At 28.0% G+C, this 22,383-nt stretch carries 19 protein-coding genes; 10 read left to right on the top strand and 9 right to left on the bottom strand.

Translation table 11 applies throughout. The features are described from left to right. Nucleotides 1-4: 4 nt before the first annotated feature. Nucleotides 5-445 (bottom strand): carboxypeptidase-like regulatory domain-containing protein, encoded by a 441-nt coding sequence (locus I0K12_RS11965; protein ID WP_196888350.1) that lies wholly within the window; start codon nucleotides 443-445, stop codon nucleotides 5-7. 146 nt (nucleotides 446-591) lie between these two features. On the opposite strand from I0K12_RS11965, the gene I0K12_RS11970 reads away from it, so the two are divergent. After that, nucleotides 592-1,833, top strand: a complete 1,242-nt coding sequence (locus I0K12_RS11970; RefSeq protein WP_196888351.1) for a zinc-dependent metalloprotease — start codon at nucleotides 592-594, stop codon at nucleotides 1,831-1,833. A gap of 60 nt (nucleotides 1,834-1,893) precedes the next feature. Here I0K12_RS11970 and I0K12_RS11975 read toward each other — a convergent pair whose 3' ends face one another. Both I0K12_RS11975 and I0K12_RS11980 read right to left on the bottom strand, forming a co-directional pair. Beyond that, entirely contained in the window at nucleotides 1,894-3,405 is a 1,512-nt protein-coding gene (locus tag I0K12_RS11975; RefSeq protein ID WP_196888352.1) for a T9SS type A sorting domain-containing protein, read from the bottom strand. A gap of 332 nt (nucleotides 3,406-3,737) precedes the next feature. Then, nucleotides 3,738-4,349, bottom strand: coding sequence for an HAD family hydrolase (locus I0K12_RS11980; protein ID WP_196888353.1), 612 nt, complete (start codon nucleotides 4,347-4,349; stop codon nucleotides 3,738-3,740). A gap of 349 nt (nucleotides 4,350-4,698) precedes the next feature. Between I0K12_RS11980 and I0K12_RS11985 the strand changes: the two genes are divergently transcribed. Together I0K12_RS11985 and mgtE are read left to right on the top strand one after the other, a co-directional pair. Next, complete coding sequence (locus I0K12_RS11985; protein ID WP_196888354.1) at nucleotides 4,699-5,148, top strand: 5' nucleotidase, NT5C type; 450 nt, start codon at nucleotides 4,699-4,701, stop codon at nucleotides 5,146-5,148. A gap of 3 nt (nucleotides 5,149-5,151) precedes the next feature. Continuing rightward, a complete protein-coding gene (gene mgtE / locus I0K12_RS11990) occupies nucleotides 5,152-6,468 on the top strand; it encodes a magnesium transporter (RefSeq protein ID WP_196888355.1) in 1,317 nt (438 codons plus the stop codon). Here mgtE and I0K12_RS11995 read toward each other — a convergent pair. From I0K12_RS11995 to I0K12_RS12010, 4 genes are all read right to left on the bottom strand, one after another. Then, on the bottom strand, nucleotides 6,461-6,919 hold the full coding sequence (locus I0K12_RS11995) for a hypothetical protein (protein WP_196888356.1): 459 nt from the start codon (nucleotides 6,917-6,919) through the stop codon (nucleotides 6,461-6,463). The two genes, mgtE and I0K12_RS11995, sit on opposite strands and share 8 nt — an antisense overlap. A 113-nt stretch (nucleotides 6,920-7,032) precedes the next feature. Continuing rightward, nucleotides 7,033-7,587, bottom strand: coding sequence for a hypothetical protein (locus I0K12_RS12000; protein ID WP_196888357.1), 555 nt, complete (start codon nucleotides 7,585-7,587; stop codon nucleotides 7,033-7,035). A 3-nt stretch (nucleotides 7,588-7,590) separates the two neighbouring features. Continuing rightward, on the bottom strand, nucleotides 7,591-8,541 hold the full coding sequence (locus I0K12_RS12005) for a hypothetical protein (RefSeq protein WP_196888358.1): 951 nt from the start codon (nucleotides 8,539-8,541) through the stop codon (nucleotides 7,591-7,593). 70 nt (nucleotides 8,542-8,611) lie between these two features. Continuing rightward, complete coding sequence (locus I0K12_RS12010; protein WP_196888359.1) at nucleotides 8,612-9,550, bottom strand: hypothetical protein; 939 nt, start codon at nucleotides 9,548-9,550, stop codon at nucleotides 8,612-8,614. Nucleotides 9,551-9,800: 250 nt separating this feature from the next. Between I0K12_RS12010 and I0K12_RS12015 the strand changes: the two genes are divergently transcribed. The 4 genes from I0K12_RS12015 to I0K12_RS12030 all read left to right on the top strand — a co-directional run bounded on the left by I0K12_RS12015 (nucleotide 9,801) and on the right by I0K12_RS12030 (nucleotide 16,713). Beyond that, a complete protein-coding gene (locus I0K12_RS12015; RefSeq protein WP_196888360.1) occupies nucleotides 9,801-10,289 on the top strand; it encodes a hypothetical protein in 489 nt (162 codons plus the stop codon). Nucleotides 10,290-10,355: 66 nt separating this feature from the next. Further along, a complete protein-coding gene (locus I0K12_RS12020) occupies nucleotides 10,356-10,823 on the top strand; it encodes a hypothetical protein (protein ID WP_196888361.1) in 468 nt (155 codons plus the stop codon). Nucleotides 10,824-11,089: 266 nt separating this feature from the next. Further along, nucleotides 11,090-16,165 (top strand): DUF4132 domain-containing protein, encoded by a 5,076-nt coding sequence (locus tag I0K12_RS12025; RefSeq protein WP_196888362.1) that lies wholly within the window; start codon nucleotides 11,090-11,092, stop codon nucleotides 16,163-16,165. A 122-nt stretch (nucleotides 16,166-16,287) separates the two neighbouring features. Next, nucleotides 16,288-16,713, top strand: coding sequence for a DUF6678 family protein (locus I0K12_RS12030; protein ID WP_196888363.1), 426 nt, complete (start codon nucleotides 16,288-16,290; stop codon nucleotides 16,711-16,713). 1 nt (nucleotide 16,714) lies between these two features. Here the strand turns inward: I0K12_RS12030 and I0K12_RS12035 are convergent, their stop codons facing one another. Next, entirely contained in the window at nucleotides 16,715-17,683 is a 969-nt protein-coding gene (locus tag I0K12_RS12035; RefSeq protein ID WP_196888364.1) for a sterol desaturase family protein, read from the bottom strand. Between the two features lie 131 nt (nucleotides 17,684-17,814). On the opposite strand from I0K12_RS12035, the gene I0K12_RS12040 reads away from it, so the two are divergent. Then, on the top strand, nucleotides 17,815-18,441 hold the full coding sequence (locus I0K12_RS12040) for a LysE family translocator (protein ID WP_196888365.1): 627 nt from the start codon (nucleotides 17,815-17,817) through the stop codon (nucleotides 18,439-18,441). A gap of 221 nt (nucleotides 18,442-18,662) precedes the next feature. Here I0K12_RS12040 and I0K12_RS12045 read toward each other — a convergent pair whose 3' ends face one another. Continuing rightward, entirely contained in the window at nucleotides 18,663-19,124 is a 462-nt protein-coding gene (locus I0K12_RS12045) for a DUF4064 domain-containing protein (protein WP_196888366.1), read from the bottom strand. Nucleotides 19,125-19,469: 345 nt separating this feature from the next. On the opposite strand from I0K12_RS12045, the gene fabG reads away from it, so the two are divergent. Together fabG and I0K12_RS12055 are read left to right on the top strand one after the other, a co-directional pair. After that, the gene (fabG, locus tag I0K12_RS12050; RefSeq protein ID WP_196888367.1) at nucleotides 19,470-20,219 is read left to right on the top strand and encodes a 3-oxoacyl-[acyl-carrier-protein] reductase; all 750 of its coding nucleotides are present in this window, start codon (nucleotides 19,470-19,472) and stop codon (nucleotides 20,217-20,219) included. Between the two features lie 122 nt (nucleotides 20,220-20,341). Beyond that, nucleotides 20,342-22,381, top strand: coding sequence for a vWA domain-containing protein (locus I0K12_RS12055; RefSeq protein WP_196888368.1), 2,040 nt, complete (start codon nucleotides 20,342-20,344; stop codon nucleotides 22,379-22,381). Nucleotides 22,382-22,383 lie beyond the last annotated feature (2 nt).

Genomic DNA, 22,383 nt, shown 5'->3' on the forward strand with positions numbered 1-22,383 from the left:
TTTTTTAGTTTTCTTTTTTCTTAAATATGTTTTTAATTCTTTGGAAAATGGAAGGTTTGGATTGGTAAATTTGATTTGAACTAAGATCATCTAGGCATATTATTATATTATCTGCCTTCATTTCAATTTTAAAATAATTGTTTTTATTTTTCTCAGTAATTAAATATTCTTGATAATCATAACCTACATAACTAAAAATTATCGTATCTCCAACAGAAACTTTAATAGTGAATTGCCCATCAAAATCTGTTTCTGTATCAGTTGTTGTATTTTTTATTATAACGCTTGCACTTGGTAATGGTCCATCTTCATCATAAACAATTCCTTTAAGAGTAATTTCATTTTTGTTTTCTTGTGAATACCCGATATTTGATATAAAAAGAAAAGAAATGATTAATAAAAATAAATTAGATTTTTTAAGTGGTCTGAAGTTTAGTGTTTTCATGTGGATTTTTTATTTTTTTGTTAAAATATTAAAAAATTAAGATTTTACAAGAAAAATTGGTTTTTAATTAGAAAATATTAATGAAAATTTAAAAGAAATGAAGCTTAGAATTAATTATATTTCAACATAATTTAAAATAAAATCACATGAAAAAGAAAATACTTTTCTATTCTATTTTAGTTTTTTGTAGTTACAATGTTTTTTCTCAGGAAATTGAAAGATGTGCTTCAGAAGCATTTATGAATGAAAAAATGAAAAATGCTGAATATCAAAAAGAACATCAAGAAATTCAAGAATTATTTCAAGCGAATTTAATTCAGAACAAAATATCCAGAAAAACCCAAAACGAATTATATATTCCGGTTGCTGTACATTTTCCTACAGGAAGTGAAACCAACAGAGCGTGTTTGGTAGAATTAGCTCAAAAGCAAATAGAAATTTTAAATCAAGATTTTAACGGAGCAAATCAAGATATTTCAAACTGGCAAACAGTAAAAAATAATTACCCGAATTCTAATACAGGAGCTGTCAATGTAAAATTCGTTCTTGCTACTAAAAATCATCCAAATTTAGATCCAGAACTTTTAGAAAACGAACCAGCAGTAACTATTGGATATAATTTTGGTGATGGAGGAGATAATGATCTAAAATGGGCAGGATATTTAAATTTTTTAGTGAAACCAATCGGTACAGGAATTTTAGGTTATTCGCCAGTAGGAGGGAATCCGCTTAATGGTGATGCAATTGTTATGAATGTAGATGCTTTTGGTGATAATACGGTTGGTTGTGGAGAATTTACAGCTGGATTTCCATTTGATTTAGGGAGAACTGTGACTCATGAACTTGGACATCATTTTAATCTTGAACATATTTGGGGGAATGGGTGTAGCATTGATGATGGAATAGAAGATACTCCGGATGCAGCTTCGCCATCTTCAGGTTGTCCAGGAATGATTCCGGAGTGTGGAAGTATTAATATGACAATGAATTTTATGGATTATACAAATGATGCTTGTATGTATATGTTTTCGGAAGGTCAGACGGAAGTGATGCGAGCTTATATCGAATCGGTTATTTCTAATTATCACAATGATCGTTTGGATCCATATCACACAAATTCTACACAAAATAGACCAGAGGGATTTTCATTTGATATTTATCCAAATCCAAGTTTGGACTTTTTTAATATAGAAATGATTTCGAAAAGTAATACAGAAGAAATCACAATTCATCTTTATGATACAAGAGGAAGATTAGTTTACAATCGAAAATCTTCAGTGTATACAAATCATAAGATTCAGACCGATATTTTTAATAAAGGATTTTATATTATTAAAATTTTTGGAGGAGGAAATCAGTTTGTCGGTAAAATATTGATTGCTAAATGATTTACATAAAAAAGGCTATCTTAAAAATGAGATAGCCTTTATGTTTTTTGAACTTAAAATTTACATTTTTAATACTTTATAAGATTCAGTTCCTCTTTTAGAAGTAATCAAAACTTGATAAACTCCTGATCTTAGAGATTCTGTATTGATACTTCTTGTGTTATTATCAAGATTTCCTTTTAATACAATCTGACCGTCAATATTTATAATTTTAACTTCTGCATTATGGTAATTTTTATTGAAGAAAATATTTTTATTGAAAGGATTTGGGTAAATATTACCTTTTGTATTATCAATTACTTCAACATCTAATGCATTATTATCAATGTAGTTTGGAATTCCATCTTCGTCATCATCATCATCCGTATAATCTCTATTTCCATTTGTATCTTCAAACATTGTCAAAATTCCATCATTATCATCATCGGTATCAATGTGATCTGGAATTCCATCATTATCTGTGTCTAATTGCATTACAATACCACTATCAAATCCATCAGAAAAAACAAGTTCTTGATTTGTTAGAATATAATCGTTATCATCATCTGAATCTAAGAAATCTGGAATTCCATCATTGTCAGAATCATCATCAGATAAAATTCCATTACCGTTAATATCTTCATCTGAAGCTGAAAGACCATCTCCATCATTATCTGAAGTCGTACAGTCAATTGAGTTAATCATCACATTGAAAACGTTTCCATCCACATTAACAAAAAGTTCTTGTAATGGGAAAGCTATATCCATAGGGAAAGTTACAGGATTTGTATTGCTATTTGCATCCGCTAAGGAAGTATGAACAGAAAAGCTAGTATCATTTAGTTGATAAACCGAAGTAAGGTTTTCAAAATCTTCTAAAGAAATTGAAGTTGCAGAGTTTCCACATAAAAATGCTTCATAAGTACCTCCATAGAAAATAAATCTCCAAGATTCTTCTTCTAATTCTTCAATAAAGTTATTTCGACCATCTGGTGAAGTATAATTCACACCTGAATCATCTTGTATTCCAATAACAGCTCTTCCTTCATTCCAAGAAGTACAAAGGTCTTTGTTCTTTATATGTACATCAATAAAATTCATTCCTTCAAAAAGTACTATTTGAAAGGTTGTTTTTGACTGATTACAGTTTCCAGAAAAATGAGTTATATCGTCATATGTAATAATAAATTTTCGGAATGGAGCTTCTCCAAAAACAGAAGTGTATACTGCTCCTGTTGTATTTTGTGAATTATCCATATCATGATAAAGACCATAAATTGTGTTCTCAATCCCAAATGCTCCATCTAGTGAAGGCAACACATCCGTTTCATCAATTTGCCATGGACTATATCCTCCAGAACTCCATTCTCTAAATGTAACTCGACCATTTGAACCAATTGCAAGTTTATCAAACACATTTTCATAAAAAGTAAAAGAGAACGGTAAATATTTTAAATCTGAAAATAAATCATCAGAATTATACTGTACAGTGTCATCTCCAAAATATTGTGTAAAATCTAATGTTTTAACTTGGTATTGAGCGTTTAATTGAAATACAATAAATAAACAAATAAGAAGTAATTTTTTTTTCATAATAAAATTATTTTGATTTGTTTAAAAGTACCTTATTTATCTATTCAAATGGGAAAAAATCAGTGTTTATATGAAGTGTTTTTTTAGTTTTCGGAAAAACTATGAAATAAGTGTTAAATTGTAGTTGTATCTGAAATAATTGTGAGTTTTTGTAATTGATTATGTTTTGATGAATTAAGATATAAACTTTATTTATACATGTTTTTTATAAAATTCAACATGTTTTATAGTTGTTTTTTGAAAATATACAGTAAAATAGAGGAATAAGATTCTTAAAAAGAACTTTATAAAAAATTAAAAAGGCTAGCTCACTTTTAAGCTAACCTCTGTTATTATAAAATATTCAATTCTTTTAAACTTTCTCTAAGTTGCTCAGGAGATTTAAAATGAATTCCTTTCACACCAAATTTTTCAAAAGCTTTTACATTTTCTAGTTTATCATCAATGAAAACAGTTTTTTCAGCTTCGATTCCAAATCTTTCAATGGCGATTTTAAAAATTTTAGGATCAGGTTTCATCGTTTTTTCTTGTCCAGAAACTAAAATATCTTCAAAGTTTTTTAAGAAAGGAAACGTATTTTCAGCATAATCAAAATTTTCAACATTCCAGTTTGTTAGTGCGAAAAGTCTCTGTTTTGTGTTTTCTTTTAATTCTTCCAAAACCTTAACAGAACCTGGAATTGAACCATCAAACATTTCTTCCCAATGGTCATAATACATGCGGATTAATTCTTCATGCTCTGGAAATTCTGCAACTTTTAATTCTGTGGCTTCTTTCATAGTTCTCAATCCAGAATCTTGAATGCTATTCCATTCCGAAGTACAGATCTCGTTTAAAAACCAATTGATTTTTTCTTCATTTCCTTCAAAAACCTTTTCGTATAAATTTCTAGGATTCCAGTTTAATAAAACACCACCTAAATCGAAAATAACTGTGTCTATCATTTATTTTTTTATTTTAAAAAATCCCAACAAAAATACATTATTTTGTAAAAAATTAAGAGCCTGTTTAAAATTGTATCAGAATTTATTTTATAGCTTATTAAATTACTATTTTGACGGCTTTTTTGGAGTGCATAGCATCGCTATGGACGATTAAAAAAGACAAAAAAGAGCTTTTAAGAAGCACATAAATTTTTTTGATATAAATTTAAACAGGCTCTAAGTAGAATTTACCACTTTCCTAAAGGTGTTTTTAAAATATGTTTTTCCTCAAAATAAATTAACATTTTCTTGTTTAATTTCGGTTTTAATTGCTTTATTTTTAGAGATGTAATTGTTTAAATGGAAGATGATGAAGAAGGTTGTATATATAGATATGGATGGTGTTTTGGTAGATTTCGAGTATGGATACAATGAAGTGAAGAAAAAATATCCTGAAGTTCAGTATCCACAAAACAATTTAGGTTTTTGGGAAAGCCTTCCTCCAATAGAAGGAGCAATTGATGCTTTTAAAACTCTTAAAAATGATAATCGTTTTGAAGTTTATATTCTTACTTCGCCATCGGTTACAAATCCGCATTGTTATTCTGAAAAACGAATTTGGGTTGAAAATCACCTTGGTTTTCATTCGGTACATAATCTGATTATTTCTCCACATAAAGGTTTGCTTAAAGGGAATTACCTGATTGATAATGAGGTTTCAGGAAAAGGACAAGATCATTTTGAAGGAGAATTGATTCTTTTTGGTTCAGAAAAATTTAATGATTGGGACAAAGTTTTAAATTATTTCGAAAAAATATAAAAAATGGCAATCCAAGATAAACATCCAAGTGATATTGCAGAGCAAATTTCCAACATGGAAGATAAAGAGCAAATTTTAGCTTTTTTACTTTTGAAGCCTCAGCAAAAATCGGATGTTTTTTCTTATTTAGATAAAGCTACTCAAGAAAATATTATTACTTCCATTGGTAAAGATGGGTTGGCAGAAATATTGGAAAATATGGCGCCAGATGATCGTACCAAACTTTTTGAAGATTTTCCGGACAATATTATTAAAAATATCACGAATCTTTTAAGTGATGAAGAACGAAAAATTGCTTTGAGTCTGATAGGTTATCCTGAAGATGCTGTTGGGAGAATGATGACGCCTTATTATATTCAAGCAAAGAAAAGTTGGACTGTAGAAAAAACTTTAAAACACATCAAAAAAGTTGGAAGAAAAGCAGATACGCTAAATTTCGTTTATGTGGTAGATGCAAATCAAAAGTTGATTGATGATATTCCGATTGGGAAAATTCTTTTGGCAGATGAAAACACCACTTTGGGAGAGCTGGGAGATGATAGTTACATCAATTTATTTGCAAATAATTCAAAAGAAGAAGCAATTCCTGTTTTTGATAAATACGATCGAACTGTGCTACCTGTAACTACAGATTCTGGAGTTTTGGTAGGAATTGTTACTGTTGATGATATTTTAGAAGTAATTGAAGCCAGAGATACAGAAGATATTCAAAAATTCGGGGGATTAGAATCTTTAGATTTTCCGTATGCTGAAACTTCTTTGAAAAAATTAATTGGAAAAAGAGCAGGTTGGCTTATTTTACTTTTTTTGGGTGAAATGTTGACTGCTTCTGCAATGGGGTATTTTGAAGATGAAATAGCGCAAGCAGTTGTTTTAGCTCTTTTTATTCCTTTGATTATTTCCAGTGGAGGAAATTCTGGTTCGCAGGCTGCAACTCTGATTATTCGTGCAATGGCGCTACAGGAAATAAATTTAAGAAGCTGGTGGTTTGTACTTCGAAGAGAGCTTTTTTCAGGATTTATGCTCGGTGCTATTTTAGGAATTATTGGTTTTTTACGAATCTGGATTTGGCAAAAAGCAGGAATTTATGATTATGGAGCACATTGGTATTTAATCGGAATTACCATATTTGCTTCTCTAATTGGCGTAGTACTTTGGGGAACAATTGCTGGTGCAATGATTCCTTTTATTTTACGAAGTTTCAAACTAGATCCAGCAACATCTTCTGCGCCGTTTGTAGCAACTCTTGTAGATGTTACTGGATTAGTGATTTATTTTTCAATTGCAGCTGTTTTCCTAAAAGGAATATTGCTTAGTTAATTTTTTGTTTGATAAATATCTCTTTTCCTTTTCTAAATAAAAATTGTAGAAATAAAGTAAATAGGATTAATAATGAGAAAAGAACAAACTTGATAAGATCTAAAGAAGTAGTTGAATGTACTTCGGTTGACATTGTTACAACTGCATTTTTGAATGTATTTAAATATTCTTCATTTATAGAGATCAGTCCTGCAATTATTACAAAAACTCTAAAAATTGTAGACCTTCTAAGTATAGGTATTATTAAAGAACTTGAGGTAATTAACCAAAATAAGTTTAATAAAAAGATAAGATAATCAATGTTTTGATTTCGTTTATCTAGATACAAAAGTTCACCAGTTATGCCATCATCAATTATGAAATCTCCGAATTTATTAAATAAATAAAATAAGAAAAATAGAATGCCATAAATCATAAAAAGAGTACAAGCAGCACGATCTATTTTAAACAAGAATCTTTTTTTAATGAAAAATTTAAGTGTTAGAAATAAAATTGAATACAGCGCAAAACTTGAAAAAAAATACAATTCAGGTTCTGTAAGAAATATAAAGATGATATCCATAGTTAATTAATGATCAGTGGCTTTTTTTTGATTAATTTTTGAATTCCAATAGAAATAGATGTAATTGTAAGAATAGAAATTATTTGTAAGAAAAACATTATAACTATATCTGAAATAGAAAGAGAATAGCTACTTGGAAGATAATCTCTTAGGAACATTGTTTCAAAAATCATTACTAATTTTGGAACAGTCATAAGTCCAATAAAACTTACAATGATTCTTATGGTGATGTTTTGTTGTATTTTTTTAAACCAAAATAATTGAGAAAGAATTAACCAAATTACACTCGAAATGAATATATATTTTAAATAACGTATTTCATATTGATCATAAGTGAGACCATCATAATAATCCATCAAAAACGTAAGAGCAAAACTTAGAGCATAAAATATTCCGATAAAAGGAAAAATTCGACAAACTTCTCTGTCAAACGAAAGTAGTTTTTGTTCTTTTTTTAGAATTATTCTTAGTATTAAATAAAAAATGCTGTATAAAGAAAAACTATTTACCAAATAAACCTCTAAAAAATCATTAAAGAATTGAATCAAATTTTCCATATGTTATTCTAGTAAAGTGAAAGTGATATACAAAAATGTTTCTTGGTTATCATCCCATCCAGAATATTCTTGATATAAAAATGATTCTATGATTCCTGATTCGGTATTAAAAAGTAGGTCTATATTTTTGAATTTAGATTGTTTAAATTCAATAGTATTATTCGGGGCTATTTTTCTACCATTAATTTTAAATTCAGTAATGATAGATATTTTTTGTCCAAAAATTTCAATATCTGGAGATGATTCTTCTTTATATGAATATACATGTTTAAAATTAGAATGCATTTCCTTTCGAGAAATATATTTATAATGTGTTTTTGTTTTTTTAAAACTTGTAGTATAACTATGAGGGACTATATTACCTAAAAGATCTTCACTTTGAATTGTATCTGTTTTGAATCTTTCATAAGAATATTTTTGAGCATATGGATCTAAAATAGTACTAGATAATCCTGAGATATTAACAACAGAATAATCATTTTTAGCATATTTTTTAATAAATTCATATTCCTCTTTAGTAATACTTTTTCGCTTTGCCTTTTTTGCTTTTTTAAGGTTTTGTTTTAATAAATCTTCTGCCTCATCATAATTTTTAATTTTTAAACTTCTTCTTTTTTTTAAATTAAAAGTACCTTCGAAAACGATGTCTTTATATAAAATATTTTTAGCTGGATGTTTAAAATCTGATAAATGAAAACTATAATTTACTAGGGAATCTTTTATTGAATGAATAGTTAAATTTAGATGATAACTTGCTGAATCTTTATTAATCTCACGAGTTTCTTCATCTATTAAATGTGTAGTGAAATCCACTAAATACTTAAGTTTTTGTTCCGTTTCAATTTTAGGTAAAAATGAAATTTCTTTAGTGTCTTTATGAATGGTTTTTTGCCCGAAAATTAATAGGTTGAAGCAAAAAAATGAGAGGATAAATAATGTGTTTTTTAATTTCATAGTAATGCTTTAAAAATGAAACATCAAACTAGAAAATAATACTTCTAGCTTGATGTTTGAAAATGTTTTTTTAATCTTTTAATAATGTAAACGTTCTCTTTATTATTACATCAACAACTCCAGTAATAGATTGCCTAGATTGTTTGTTAAAATACTCTAGTATTCCAGTTTTTTTGTTGAATTTTAAAGTGTGTTTTCTTTGGATTGTTTGTTCTAAGGAAGTTTCTACAGGATTTTCTGATGGAACTACTTTTGCATCTTCACCAAATTCTTTTTTGATTGCTTCATCAGTTTGTTCTGAGATCATTTTTGTAAAATTGTCATTTTTTAGCATATTATTCGAAGAAGAATAAACGTAGCTTTTTTTATCTTTAATAGTTTCTCTTTTAAAAACAAATTTTGCATTAAGACCTAATAAATCCTTGTTTTCTGTTGTATCTGTTTTTGTTCTTTTAAAAGGTAATTTTTCATTATATCCATAGAATATTCTATCTGTATCTCTTAAAATTAAATTTGAAATTCTATTAGAAGTAAAGTTCTTTATGTATTCTATTTCTTCTTCTTTCGATAATTGTTGGTTATTAGCTAGCTGTGAACTAATCAATTTTTCAAAATCTTCATCATCAATTAATTCAAGATCAAATTTAGAGTTTGTAAGGGTATTTTCTCTAGAATTAAAATTATATTTCATGTTCAATTTTAAATTCTTAAATAGGTAATTTGATAATTTATCATCAAATTCAGAAACTGTAACATCATATTTTAAGATTGAATCTGATACAGATGTAACATATACATTCATTTTATATGTAATCGCAATTGTGTCTAATAGGTTATTTTCACCTGGAGCTACTTTGAATAATTCCATCAAATATTTCAATTTGTCTCCTTTTTTAAGTTTAGGAGAAAATGAAATTTCTTTTGTGTCTTTGTAGATTGTTTTTTGAGCATTTACTAACTGAAATACAGTTAATGATAAAATACATAGCAATAAAATTTTCTTTTTCATTTTGTTTAAATATTATGTTAATTGTGGCAAATGTACTAATAAAATCGTCTATTTGTGAACGAATTATTATTACTTAAAAAGTGATTTGAAATAATCATTTTCATACTTTTGAACCTTTAAAACTAATTTATATTGTTATGATTTTACAATTTACCATAAAACAGTTAGGGAAAAGGAAGCTATCTACAAATAATATTACTAGGAAAGCGTTTAGTAATAAAACAATTTTAAAAGAAAAAATTATTAAAATATGAGATATTTAACAGTTATATTAGTATTATTTTTAATTAGTTGTTCAAAAGAAAATAATGATTTTTCTACAGTTGATAAATATTATAAAGTCATAAGCCTAAAAACAATAAATGGTCAACTTATAGATTTAAATAATGATGGACAGTCAAATAGTAATTTAATAGATGAATTGACTAATTTTTCAAAAAATCCATGTGATTTAGAAGTAAAATATATAAATAATGAAAAACTATTTTCATTTTATATTCCGAAACAATATATTTTTGATGGATTTGTTGAATTTGCTCAAGATGGTTTTGGTTTAATGACAGAAGAAGAAATATTTGAAAATTTAGAAATAGATGATGAAAATTATTTTATCGATTTCAGAAAAATTGCACCAAACCAATATAAACTATTATTGTTAAAAAAATATTACGATTTTTCAAGTAATGAATTTAATGATTTTGAATTAGAAATTATTTACGAAGAAGGATTAGATATTTAAAAGAGTTTGTCAAGTCCTAAATAATCATTTCATACTTTTGAACCTTTAAAACTAATTTATATTGTTATGATTTTACAATTTACCGTAAAACAGTTAGGGAAGAGAAAGCCATATTTAGCAAAAAAAGAAATGGAGTTTCCGTTTGAAGAAAATAGAAAATATACTCTAGAAGAAATTCTTAAAACAATTGTTATTAAGCAAGTGGAAGAATTTAATGCAGAAAGAGAAGAAAAAAACTTGTTTAATTTTCTAGGAGAACAAGGAATTATGCCGAGCCAAAAAGATCAATCTTTATCCGAAGAAACTATTGAAGCGAAGTTGACTGAAGGAAAAGTCAAGTTTAACGACATCTATAATACAAAGTTAGCAAACGAAGAAAAAGCAATAGAAACGGTACTTTATGGGTTCAAAGATGGAATAATTGTTGTGTTTCATAACCAAGCTCAAATTGAAAAACTAGAAGAAGAAATTGAACTAAAAGAAAAAGACGAGTTTGTTTTTGTTCGATTAACTTTCCTTGCTGGAGGTTGGTAATTTTATTTAAAATACAAAAATGAATGAAACTAGTCTAAGTCAAAAAATAATCAATTTTAAATATTGACTTAGACTAAGTTTTTCTATCATTATTTTTAAAATTCTTATAAGTTCACTGTTTTCAGGGATTTTTTTCTCTAAATAAAATTGAATTTTTGTAAAAAGCTTTTTGTCCGACATCTTTTGGCAGTCCGACAATTTATTTTCGCAATAAATAAAAAAGACTTTTTATATAAAAAACAATTATCACAGAAAACTAATAAGACATGGAAAGAAATGAGTTGCAAAATTTTCTTCAGAAAAGACAAAGAAGAAATCATGTAAAAAAACTTCGAGAAGAATGTGAGAAAGGAATTTCGAATTTTTCAGAAGAGCAAGTTCTATTTACGCAAATTCTTGTAGATCCAGCTAAATTTGGAATAAAGGTAAAAGATCGTTATTACAATCAATTGTTTATCAATTATTATGGAAAACGATATAATGAACTTTTAAAAATTAGAGAAAAATGCGTTACAAACGATATTTTTGAAAGTGAATATTACGAAGTTTTAGAATATATTTTCGGAGAAGAATTTGCTTCTTATTTGCATGAATATTGGAAAGTGATTCCAACTTTGCCTTTTCAGTCAGGATACGCGAGAAGATCTTTCCGTGTTGCTTATAACGAAAATGAACAAATTGCAGAAGATATTTTTATTGATCAATTAAACTTTATTGTTCGTGCGATTGAGCATTTTAAATACAATCTTTCTTTAGAAGAATTCTTGAAATTTAGTTATACTTATGAGATTTCGAGTTTTACGGTTACAGAGCTATTTACAGGAGCTATTTTAGCAGGAAATAAAGATTTTGAACAATTATTGATTTCTATCGTTTTAGGCGAACATGAAACTTATAAAGTTTCACATTCTGTGATAAAAGCATTATTGGTTTCTCAGTCGGAAGAAGGAGTAGAGGCTGTGAAAAAACTTTTATTAGCTGCACAAAGACAAGAAGGTTTGCGTCAGACAATTTTAGAAACCGTAGATCAATGTCCGTTGAATGTTTTTAAAGATTTTGTGGTTTTAATCAACCGTGAAAAAATGCATCGATTTGCCTCTGTTGTAAGAGCTTTTGATACTTGGACAGGTTTGGAATTGAGTGCAGAAAATCAAAGTCAAGTAAAGAAATTCTTCCATCTTGCAGAGCATTTCTTAGAAGAAAAACAAGCAATTAAATCTGGAGTTTTTAGTAATGATTCTGCAGAAGCTTATATGGCACTTTGGGCTTTAGCTACGGAAGATGTAAATTCTTTAGAGCCTTATTTAATTGATTTGGCAAATGATGATAGAATTCAGAAAAAGTTACTTGCTTTTAAAATAGCAAATGAAACAAAACTTCGTCATTTTGCGAATCTAGTAGCAGAACCAAATTTACATTTTGATCATTTACAAATTCAGTGTGAAGCTGTTCGTGTTTATGATAATTATAAAAACACACTTTCTCTTGAGAAAAAACAAGAATATACAAATGTTCTGGTCAAATTAATTCAGGTAATTCCGAAAGAAGGAAAAGTTTTTAAATCTAAATTATTTAATTGGCAAACTTATCATATTAATTTATCGAATATCACGACATGTTTGTTGAGTGTTTTAGATTTAAAGAAACCTGAAGATTGTCGTTTGGTTTTTCCTATTTATGAAAAAGGATCTGTGGATACTCGAAGAAGTATTATGTATGCAGTTTTGGATAAATGGGGATATCGAAGAGATGGTAAAAAGAAAGCTGAAATTTTACCACATCAGCGTGAATTTGCTTTTCAACTTTTAGAAGATAAATCGATTGACTTGAAAACAGAAGGAATTGATTTCATCACAAAAACACCTATTTCTTTTGAAGAACTTCCTGTTTTTGTTGGTTTATTAAAAAGTAAATCTGCACAGCTTAAAAAGAAAGTTAGTCATCTGATTTTAGAAAAAAACTTTCAATATTCTCTTTGGTTTACGAATGAATTATTGCAACAAAAAACGGTAGAACAAAGAGTTTCTGGTTTAGATTATTTGGTAGAGCTTCAGAAACAAGAAAATATATTAGAACTTCCGATTACGCACCAGCAAGGAGTGGATACAGAGGAAGAAATTACTTATGGAGATTGGATACAAGAAACTGTAAAACTATATCAAGAAAAACCAAAATTATCAAAAAAAGAAAAGGAAACTTTAGATCTTTTGGTACAATCAGAAGAATCTACTTTGAATTTTAGTTTAGAAAATGGTTATGGTGGAATTTATTCTTTTGATCCAGTAAAAAAATACAATTCGAAGGATAAGAAAGAAGCTTTTTATGATATTATTTCAGAGCATAATATTCTTGAAAATATTGATATTACGAAAGAATTTAAATTTTCTAAATCTTATGATGAGGTTGTTAAAGATATCGAGGAATTATTGGCTTTGATGAAAGCAAATGAAACTTTTGAATATACTTATGAAAATTATAGTGGAGGAAAGGAAACGGTTTTATTTGGTTCTTATTTTCAGCAGATTAGTCGAGAAAAAAATAAAGATAATTTCTACCTAGAAAATTATCCACTTGCAGAACTTTGGGATGCCTGGTATAAAAATACAGGATTAACAACGAAAGATTTATGTTTATTGAATTTGTTAGTTCGTTATGGACGACCTTTTTCTAAAAATTTCCCACAGATTTATCAGAAGGTAGATATGTTTATGCAACCATTGAGTTATAATCGAGAGAAAGTTATTGCGGATTATTATTTAAACAATGTGATTGCACTTTTACACAAAAAATATGCTTATGAAAATCAGAAAGAATTATATAAGATTCTATATTTTTCACTGGTAAATTGTGTTCCGAAAGAAGATTTTTATACAGATCAAAAAGTAGGATATTCTTATAAAAGCTGGAAAGATACAGCGATGATTAGTCATGTGGAAGATCTTTATTTTAGATCTGAAAAAGATAGAACAGATGAAGAATTTACGCTTTTTTGGAAAGTAACTCAATGGGACAGATCCTTTTCTGAAGAACAATCGCCAGATAAATATAATTTGATGGGAATTCGTGCTTATGGAAGAGCTTTAGATTTAGGGTTAATTACAAAAGATGAATTGTATTGGGCAAGTTTTTCGCAAACAATTCTTGGGAAATTTACAGGGAAAATTCGTCGCAGATTTAGAAATGATCAGGTTTTTGAAACTGAACTTGGAAAAGCTTTAGAAGAATATCCTATCTTAAAAGAAGTGAGAGAAACTGTACTTAATCGAGTTTTAGAAATTGAGTTTGAAAGAACTGTTTCAGAAACAAGTGTGAGTAGATTGATTCCAAGTATTTCTAAGATTTATAGAATAGATTTATTATTCAAATTCATCGATAAATTAGGAAAAGAAGTTTTCAATAGAGGAGGAGTTGGATATTGGAATCGAAATCCGTCTTTGAAAGAAAATTTCTCACATTTAATAGAACATTGTTTTCCGAAAGAAGAAGATACACAGGAATTGTTTAATTCTTATGTGAAATCTTCAAAAATTTCTCAGCAAAAACTAGTGGATTTAGGAATGTTTGCTCCGCAATGGTTGCCATTTGTAGAAGCAAATTTGAAATGGGAAATGACGAGTGCAGTTTGGTGGTTACAAGCACATACGAAAGATGAGTCTTCAAAGCCTTCGGAAGAAAAAATAGCAATGTATTCGAAGATTTCTATCAATGATTTTAATAATGGAGCTGTTGATGTAGATTGGTTTAAAAAATCTTATAAAGCTTTAGGAAAGAAAAAATGGGAAATGCTTTATAAATCTGCAAAATATATTAGTCTTGGAGGACAAAAAAGAGCACAATTATATGCGGATGTAATTCTTGGGAAAACGAAAATTACAGAAGTTCGAAAAAGAGTAAAAGACAAGAGAAATCAAGATTATTTAAGGGTTTATGGTTTAGTTCCTTTGAGTAGAGCAAATCCAGAGAAAGATATGTTGACTCGTTATCAGTTTTTACAACATTTCTTGAAAGAAAGTAAACAATTTGGTTCGCAAAGACAAGCAAGTGAGAAATTGGCAACCCAAATTTCTATGGAGAATTTAGCAAGAACAGCTGGTTTCCCTGATCCGATTCGTTTGACTTGGGCAATGGAAGCAAAAGAAGCTGCACAGATTTTAGAAAATGCTGTTTTAGAATTGGATAATGTGAGAATTTCTCTAGAAATTGATGAAATTGGAAAAGCCAGTTTAAAAATTACTCGAAATGATAAAACTTTAAAATCTATTCCAGCGAAACTTCGTAAAAACAAAGAAGTTGTTGCTTTGAAAAATAATGTAAAACGACTTCAAGAACAATATAGAAGAACAAGAAAAAGTTTGGAAGAAGCTATGATTTCTGGAGATTTGTTTAAAGTTTCTGAAGTTGAAAACTTGATGCAGCATCCAGTAATTTCTCCAATTATTAAAGACTTAGTTTTCATTTCAGGAGAAAATCATGGATTCTGGAAAGATGGAAAATTAGTTTCACCAAATGCGGAAACTGTTGAGATTTCTGAAGATTTACAAATTGCACACTGTACAGATTTATATGCAACTAAACAATGGTCAGCTTATCAAAGATATTGTTTTGTAAATGAAGTTAGACAACCATTTAAGCAAATTTTCCGTGAATTATATCTTCCGACAGAAGATGAAAAAGAAGAAAATCATATTTCTAGAAGATATGCTGGACATCAGATTCAGACTAGAAAAACAATGGCTTTATTGAAAACACAAGGTTGGATTTTGGATTATGAAGAAGGATTACAAAAAGTTTTCCATAATGAAAATTTCATGGTGAATTTGATGGCTTATGCTGATTGGTATTATCCATCAGATGTAGAAAGCCCAACAATTGAAGGAATTGCTTTTTATAAAAGAAATTCTTGGTCAAAAACATTGATTTCTGATATTTCTCCAAGAGTTTTCTCTGAAATTATGAGAGATATTGATTTAGTGGTTTCGGTTGCACATGTTGGAGAAGTGGATCCAGAAACGAGTCAATCTTCTATTGAGTTACGAGCTTCCATTGCTAGAGAAACGGCAATGTTGTTTAAATTAGATAATGTGACTTTCAAAGAAAAACATATTATTATCAAAGGAAAACATCAAGAATATTCTCTGCATCTAGGAAGTGGAATCACACATAAAATTGCAGGAAGCACGATGCATATTCTACCAGTTCATTCACAACACAGAGGAAAAATATTTTTACCATTCGTAGATGATGATCCAAAAACTGCTGAGATTATTTCTAAAATGTTATTGCTAGCGAAAGACGATAAAATTCAAGATCCGACAATCATTCGTCAGATTATGGAACATTGATTTTTTTAATTATATTTTGTGAAAACCGTGGAAATTAATTTTTTCACGGTTTTTTGTTTGTAAAAAAATTACACCGACATGATTTGGTTGTAGATAATTTTATATTTGTTGAAATTTGTAAAATGAGTGAAAGTTTGTATAAAACATCAAAATACAATTCTAAAAAAGTAGATAAAATAATTAGAGAAAAATATTCAGCTTCTTTTTTAAATAATACGAAATGGTATAAATTAATTGATGCTTTAACCTTGAAATTTGATGAGATTTATATTCAATATAAGTTGATTTATAATGAGGAAGTAGAAGGTTATTTATTTTCAGATGTAGATTGTCCACCTTATTTTTTAGAACCAATAGAATATAAAGAAGTAGAATGGATTGAATTTCCTAAAGAATATGAAGACTGGAGAAATTTAGACAATCTTAAAGCAGGGAAGAAACAGTTTTCTCAAAACATAGAAGATATAAAATCTGAAATTGAGAAAATAGGTCAGTTTGTTCTTGAAGATTATGAAAATAAAATTCGTTTATATGCGTACAGAAAATAAATTATTTTTTGTCTTTTGAATAAATTACTTTTCTAAATAAATTTGTAAAAGGCATATGAAGGTTTTTCCAAAAAGTATCGTAATTTTTATCATCTCCAAGACCAATTCCGAATTTTATTTTTCGCTTTACAGATTTTGAACGAACTAAAGTTCCAAACATCCAATCCCAAATTGCTAGTTTAGACCCCATGTTTTTATCAAAATGCTCTGGATTCTGACTATGGTGAATTTGATGCTGAAAAGGACTAATTAAAATATATTCTAAGAAATTAAAATAAGTAAGTTTTACATGAGAGTGACGAAGATTTGCTCCCCAAGACAAGAAAATAAAACTTAAAACATTCACTCCATAAAAAGTTACTTTTTCAATCTGATGATTGGACATAAAATCAAAAAGACCTGTTACAAATCCCACAATGATGATGTTTTTTGCATTGTTGATTAATAATTCAATTGGATGTAATCGATATTGTGTAAAAGGATTTAGCGAAGTAGCAGAATGATGGATTTTGTGAAATTCCCATAAAAAAGGAATTTTATGCATCAAATAATGAATGAAAAAAGAAAAGAAATCATTCAGAATGGTCAGAGTGATTGTGTAATAAATTAAAGTTTCTGTAACGGAAAGTTTCACCGCATCATAACCAAATTTGTGCAATAAAAATTCATTTACATAATATGCGATATATAAACTTAAAATAAGAAAAGGACCAATCAATAAAACTTTTACAAAACTGTTGAAAAAGATAATTTTATAATCAATTTTGGCAGATTTTCCGAACCAAACTTTTTTATGAAAAAGAAATTTGAAGAAGTTTTTGTGTGTTTTTGTTTGTATGAAAACATAGAGTGCTAACAAAATAGTTGTAGCTAAATACAAAAAATGAACTCTCTTTGAAGGATCAATGAAATTTTTAAAAGGTAATTTTAAAGCTTCATTTATGGTATCTATGATTTCGTGAAAACTCATATTTTCGTATTTTAATTCTCTGCAAAAATATTTAATTATTTAAGTTTGAGCAAACTATTTAGAGGTATTCTAAATAAAATTTTGCACTTTAAATTAAAAATCTAATTTTGCAAAATTAAACACATAATTTTATGAATATAGATTTATTATTTTCATTTTTGACAGCATCCATTTTGCTTACAATTATGCCAGGACCAGATATTATTTATGTTTTGATCCAGAGTATCTCGAATGGTAAGAAGTATGCGATTTCTACAGCTGCAGGTTTGGTTTCTGGGATTATAGTACACACAACTTTAATTGCATTTGGAGTTTCTGCTTTAATCAAAGAATCTGAAATTATTTATACAATTATTAAATTCTTTGGAGTTTTCTACCTTTTGTATTTGGCTTATAAAACCTATAGAGCAAGTGCTGTTATTGATTTGAATGTAAAAACAAATAATAATACTTCTTTACTGAAATTATTTAGACAAGGATTTATCATGAATGTTTTAAATCCCAAAGTAACGATTTTCTTTTTAGCTCTTTTTCCAAGTTTTATTGATGATTCTTTAGGAAATGTAACAGTACAGATTTATGTTTTAGGATTAGTTTTTATGTTACAAGCTTTTATTATTTTTTCAAGTATGGCAGTTTTGGCAGATAAACTAACTTCTTTTTTACGTGAAAATGATAAGTTTCAAATTATTTTGAAATGGTTACAAATAATAGTTTTAGTCGGAATTTCCGTATTTATTATTTATACTGATTTATAAGAACCTGTTTAAATTTAAATCAAAAAGTTTTATACACTTCTTAAAAGCTCTTTTTTATCTTTTTTTTCATCCATAGCAATACTATGAATTCTAAAAAAGCTTTCAAAATAGTATTTTAATAAGCTATAAAACAATTCTGATACAATTTTAAATAGGTTCAAAAAAAAGGCTACAAAACGTAGCCTTTTTTATCTTTAATTTTATTATAATTCAATCTATTCTTAAGCGATAGTAACTGTTTCTTTCTTTTGAGTGAAACATAAGATTCCTCCAATTAAGAATAATGCTCCAACTAATAAAGAAAGTAAGTTTCCTACAAATACTGAAGACATTGCCATTAATGCAGCAAGAATCATTAGTGCACCAGCTACTGTTGGTTTTGGTTTCCCCATAATTCCACCAACTAATCCCAAAATTGCAGCAATAATTCCAACCCATAAAATAATACTTCCAGTTGTAGAAGCTGCTTCACTGATTCCAGATTCATTAATACTATTAAGAGCATTTACGACATCTTCTTCAGTTGCATTTTCATTAAGTTCTCCCATTTTTTCTAAGTTTGCAGCACCTAAACCTCCTGCTACAGTTCCACAAACTCCAGCACATAATGCTGATGGAATTCCAATTACTCCTCCAATGATCCCTAAAATCATAGGTGCTGATGATGTACCTTTTTCTGTCATATATATTAAGTTTTTTGTTAAAAAATGTATTGCAATTTAAATAAAAAAAATCTAAAAAACTGATACTATATTATCAATATCATGTTAAATTTAGTTAATATAAATGTTTATTTTCAGTATATTGTGATTAATACGAATTAATGTTTAAATGTTAATAAATGGTAAATTATATTAACCGTTTAAATGTTAACTTGTTAAATGAGTATAAAAATTTAATGATTTTAGGTAATAAAATAACTAGTAAATGAATTGTATTAAGAACTTAAATTATTTTTTTTAAAAGGAAGCTTTTTCAAATAAACATTATTGCTATATTTGATTTTTCATTAAAAAAATAAGAAAATTATGAAACTTCTTGAAAATAAGACAGTTTTAATAACTGGAGCTACACGAGGAATCGGAAAAGGAATCGCTCAAAAATTTGCAGAGCAAGGAGCTAATGTTGTTTTTACATATAGTTCTTCTGTAGATGCAGCGAACGCTTTAGAAAATGAATTAAATGCATTAGGAATTAAAGCTAAAGGTTACCAATCAAATGCTGCAGATTTTCAAGCTGCTCAAGATTTAGTAGCTGAGGTTGTTAAGGATTTCGGAACTGTTGATGTATTAATCAACAATGCAGGAATTACGAAAGACAACTTATTGATGCGTATTTCAGAAGAAGATTTTGATAAAGTAATGAATGTAAACTTAAAGTCAGTTTTCAACTTAACAAAAGCAGTAATTCGCCCAATGATGAAGCAACGTAAAGGTTCTATCATCAACATGAGTTCTGTAGTTGGAGTACAAGGAAACGCTGGACAATCTAACTATGCTGCTTCTAAAGCTGGAATGTTAGGATTTACAAAATCAGTTGCTTTAGAGTTAGGATCTAGAAATATCCGTTGTAATGCAATTGCACCAGGATTTATTGAAACAGAAATGACTGCAAAACTTCCAGAAGAAACTGTGGAAGGATGGAGAAAAGAAATTCCTTTAAAGCGTGGAGGAAGCCCTGAAGATATTGCAAATGCTTGTTTATTCTTAGCTTCAGACATGAGTTCTTATATTACAGGACAAACTTTAAACGTAGATGGTGGTATGATTACTGCTTAATCTGGTTTAAAATAAATCATTTAAAAACTGACTTGAAATTTTCGAGTCAGTTTTTTTGTGTTCTTATTTCATTACAACATAAAAAATTCTATTTTTACAACTTATGAAAATTTGAATTATTCATGTTTGACACAACTACTATTTTCTATCTTATTTTAGCTTTTGTTTTAGCGATTGCAGTATCATATTTATTCTATTTTTTTGGAGAAAAGAAAAAAGAAAAAAGTATTTACTTCTTATTTGGTTTAAGAACTTTAAGTATTTTCTTGATTTTACTTCTTTTTATAAATCCAGTTATCACTCGAAAGACTTACGAAACCATAAAACCAAAACTTGCAGTTTTATTAGATAATTCGTCTTCTGTAGTTTCTGTTGAACATAATGAGAAGTCTATCAGAGATTTATTTAAAATAATTGAAAGTAACAAGGAGATTGAAGAAAAATTTGATGTAGATTTTTATCAATTTTCAGAAGATATTTCTGTTTTAGATTCCTTGAATTTTGATGGAAAACAAACAGATATTTCAAAAGCTCTACAAAAAGTAGAAAGAGTTTATAAGAATGAAAAAGCGCCAATGCTTTTACTTTCGGATGGAAATAGTACAAAAGGAAATGATTTTGCATATTTTCAAGGAAAACAACAAGTGTATCCAGTGATTTTAGGTGATACAATTTCTTATTCTGATTTAAAAATTAATCAAGTAAATGTCAATCGTTATGCTGCTTTGGATAATAATTTTCCAGTAGAGATTTTTACAAATTACGAAGGAAATCAACCTATAAAGGCAAAACTATTAGTAAAAGAAGGAAACAGCACCGTTTTTTCTCAAGATGTGAATTTTGATGCGAATAAAACTTCAGAAACGATTAATTTCTATTTAAAAGCAAATAAAAAAGGTTTTCATAAATATAGAGCTTCTTTGGTTTCTTCTGATTTAAATGAAAAAAACACACAGAATAATCATGTGAATTTTGTGGTTGAAGTAGTGGAGGAGCAGTCAAAGATTTTGATTCTTTCAGATTTCGTACATCCAGATGTTGGAATGTTCAAGAAAATTGTAGCAAATGATAAAAAACAGTCTGTTGTTTTTGAAAATATTAAAGATTATAAAGGAAATTTAGCTGAAAATGATTTGGTGATTTTATACCAACCAACAAGAAGTTTTTCAAAGGTTTTTCAGCAATTAAAAAATACAAATCAAAACTATTTTGTTATAACAGGAGCTAGTACAGATTGGAATTTCTTAAATAATGCGCAAGATAATTTTGAGAAAAAATCTGGAAACCTGACGGAGAATTTTACGCCAAGTTTTAATTCTGGATTTATGCCTTTTATTACAGAAGATATTGGTTTTTCTGATTTTGCTCCCGTAAAAGGAAAATTAGGGAAAGTTTCGATTCAAGTTCCTACAGATGTTTTGCTATATCAGCAAGTGGAAGGAATTGAAACAGAAGAGCCACTTTTAGCAACAATGAATCCGAATAATGAGCAAAAAATTGGAATTCTTTTTGGAGAAGATATTTGGCGTTGGAGAATGCAATCCTTTTTAAATGAGCAATCTTTTTCGGATTTTGATATGCTTTTTAGTAAGCTTTTCCAATATTTAAGTTCAACTAAAAAACTAGATCGTTTGAAAATAGATTATAATCAAAATATGCTTTCTAGCGAAGAAAATAAAATTTTTGCTTCTTATTTTGATTCTAATTTTAATTTTGATTCAAGAGCGAAAATTTGGTTAGATATTAAAAATTCAGAAACGAATAAAACATACAAATTACCTTTTAGTTCTAAGGAAAATTATAATGAAGTTTCTTTAGAAGAAATTCCAGCAGGTAAATATTCTTTTAATATTTCTGTAGAAAATGAAAAAGAAAAGAAACAAGGATTTTTTGAAATTATAGATTTTGATGTAGAGAAACAATTAGTTTCAGCAAATACAGAGAAATTAAATCAATTAGCTTCTAATACTGGTGGAAAAACAATTTACCCAAACCAATTGAATTCTCTTCTAAAAGATTTGGTAAAAGATCAGAAAATAACACAAACACAAAAAGAAATTATCACGCAAGAAAACTTGATTTCATGGGAATGGCTTCTTGGTTTATTAGTTTTTCTTTTGAGTTTAGAATGGTTTATCAGAAAGTATTTAGGGAAGATTTAATT

The organism is Aureivirga sp. CE67 (assembly GCF_015767245.1).
GTDB lineage: Bacteria > Bacteroidota > Bacteroidia > Flavobacteriales > Flavobacteriaceae > Aureivirga.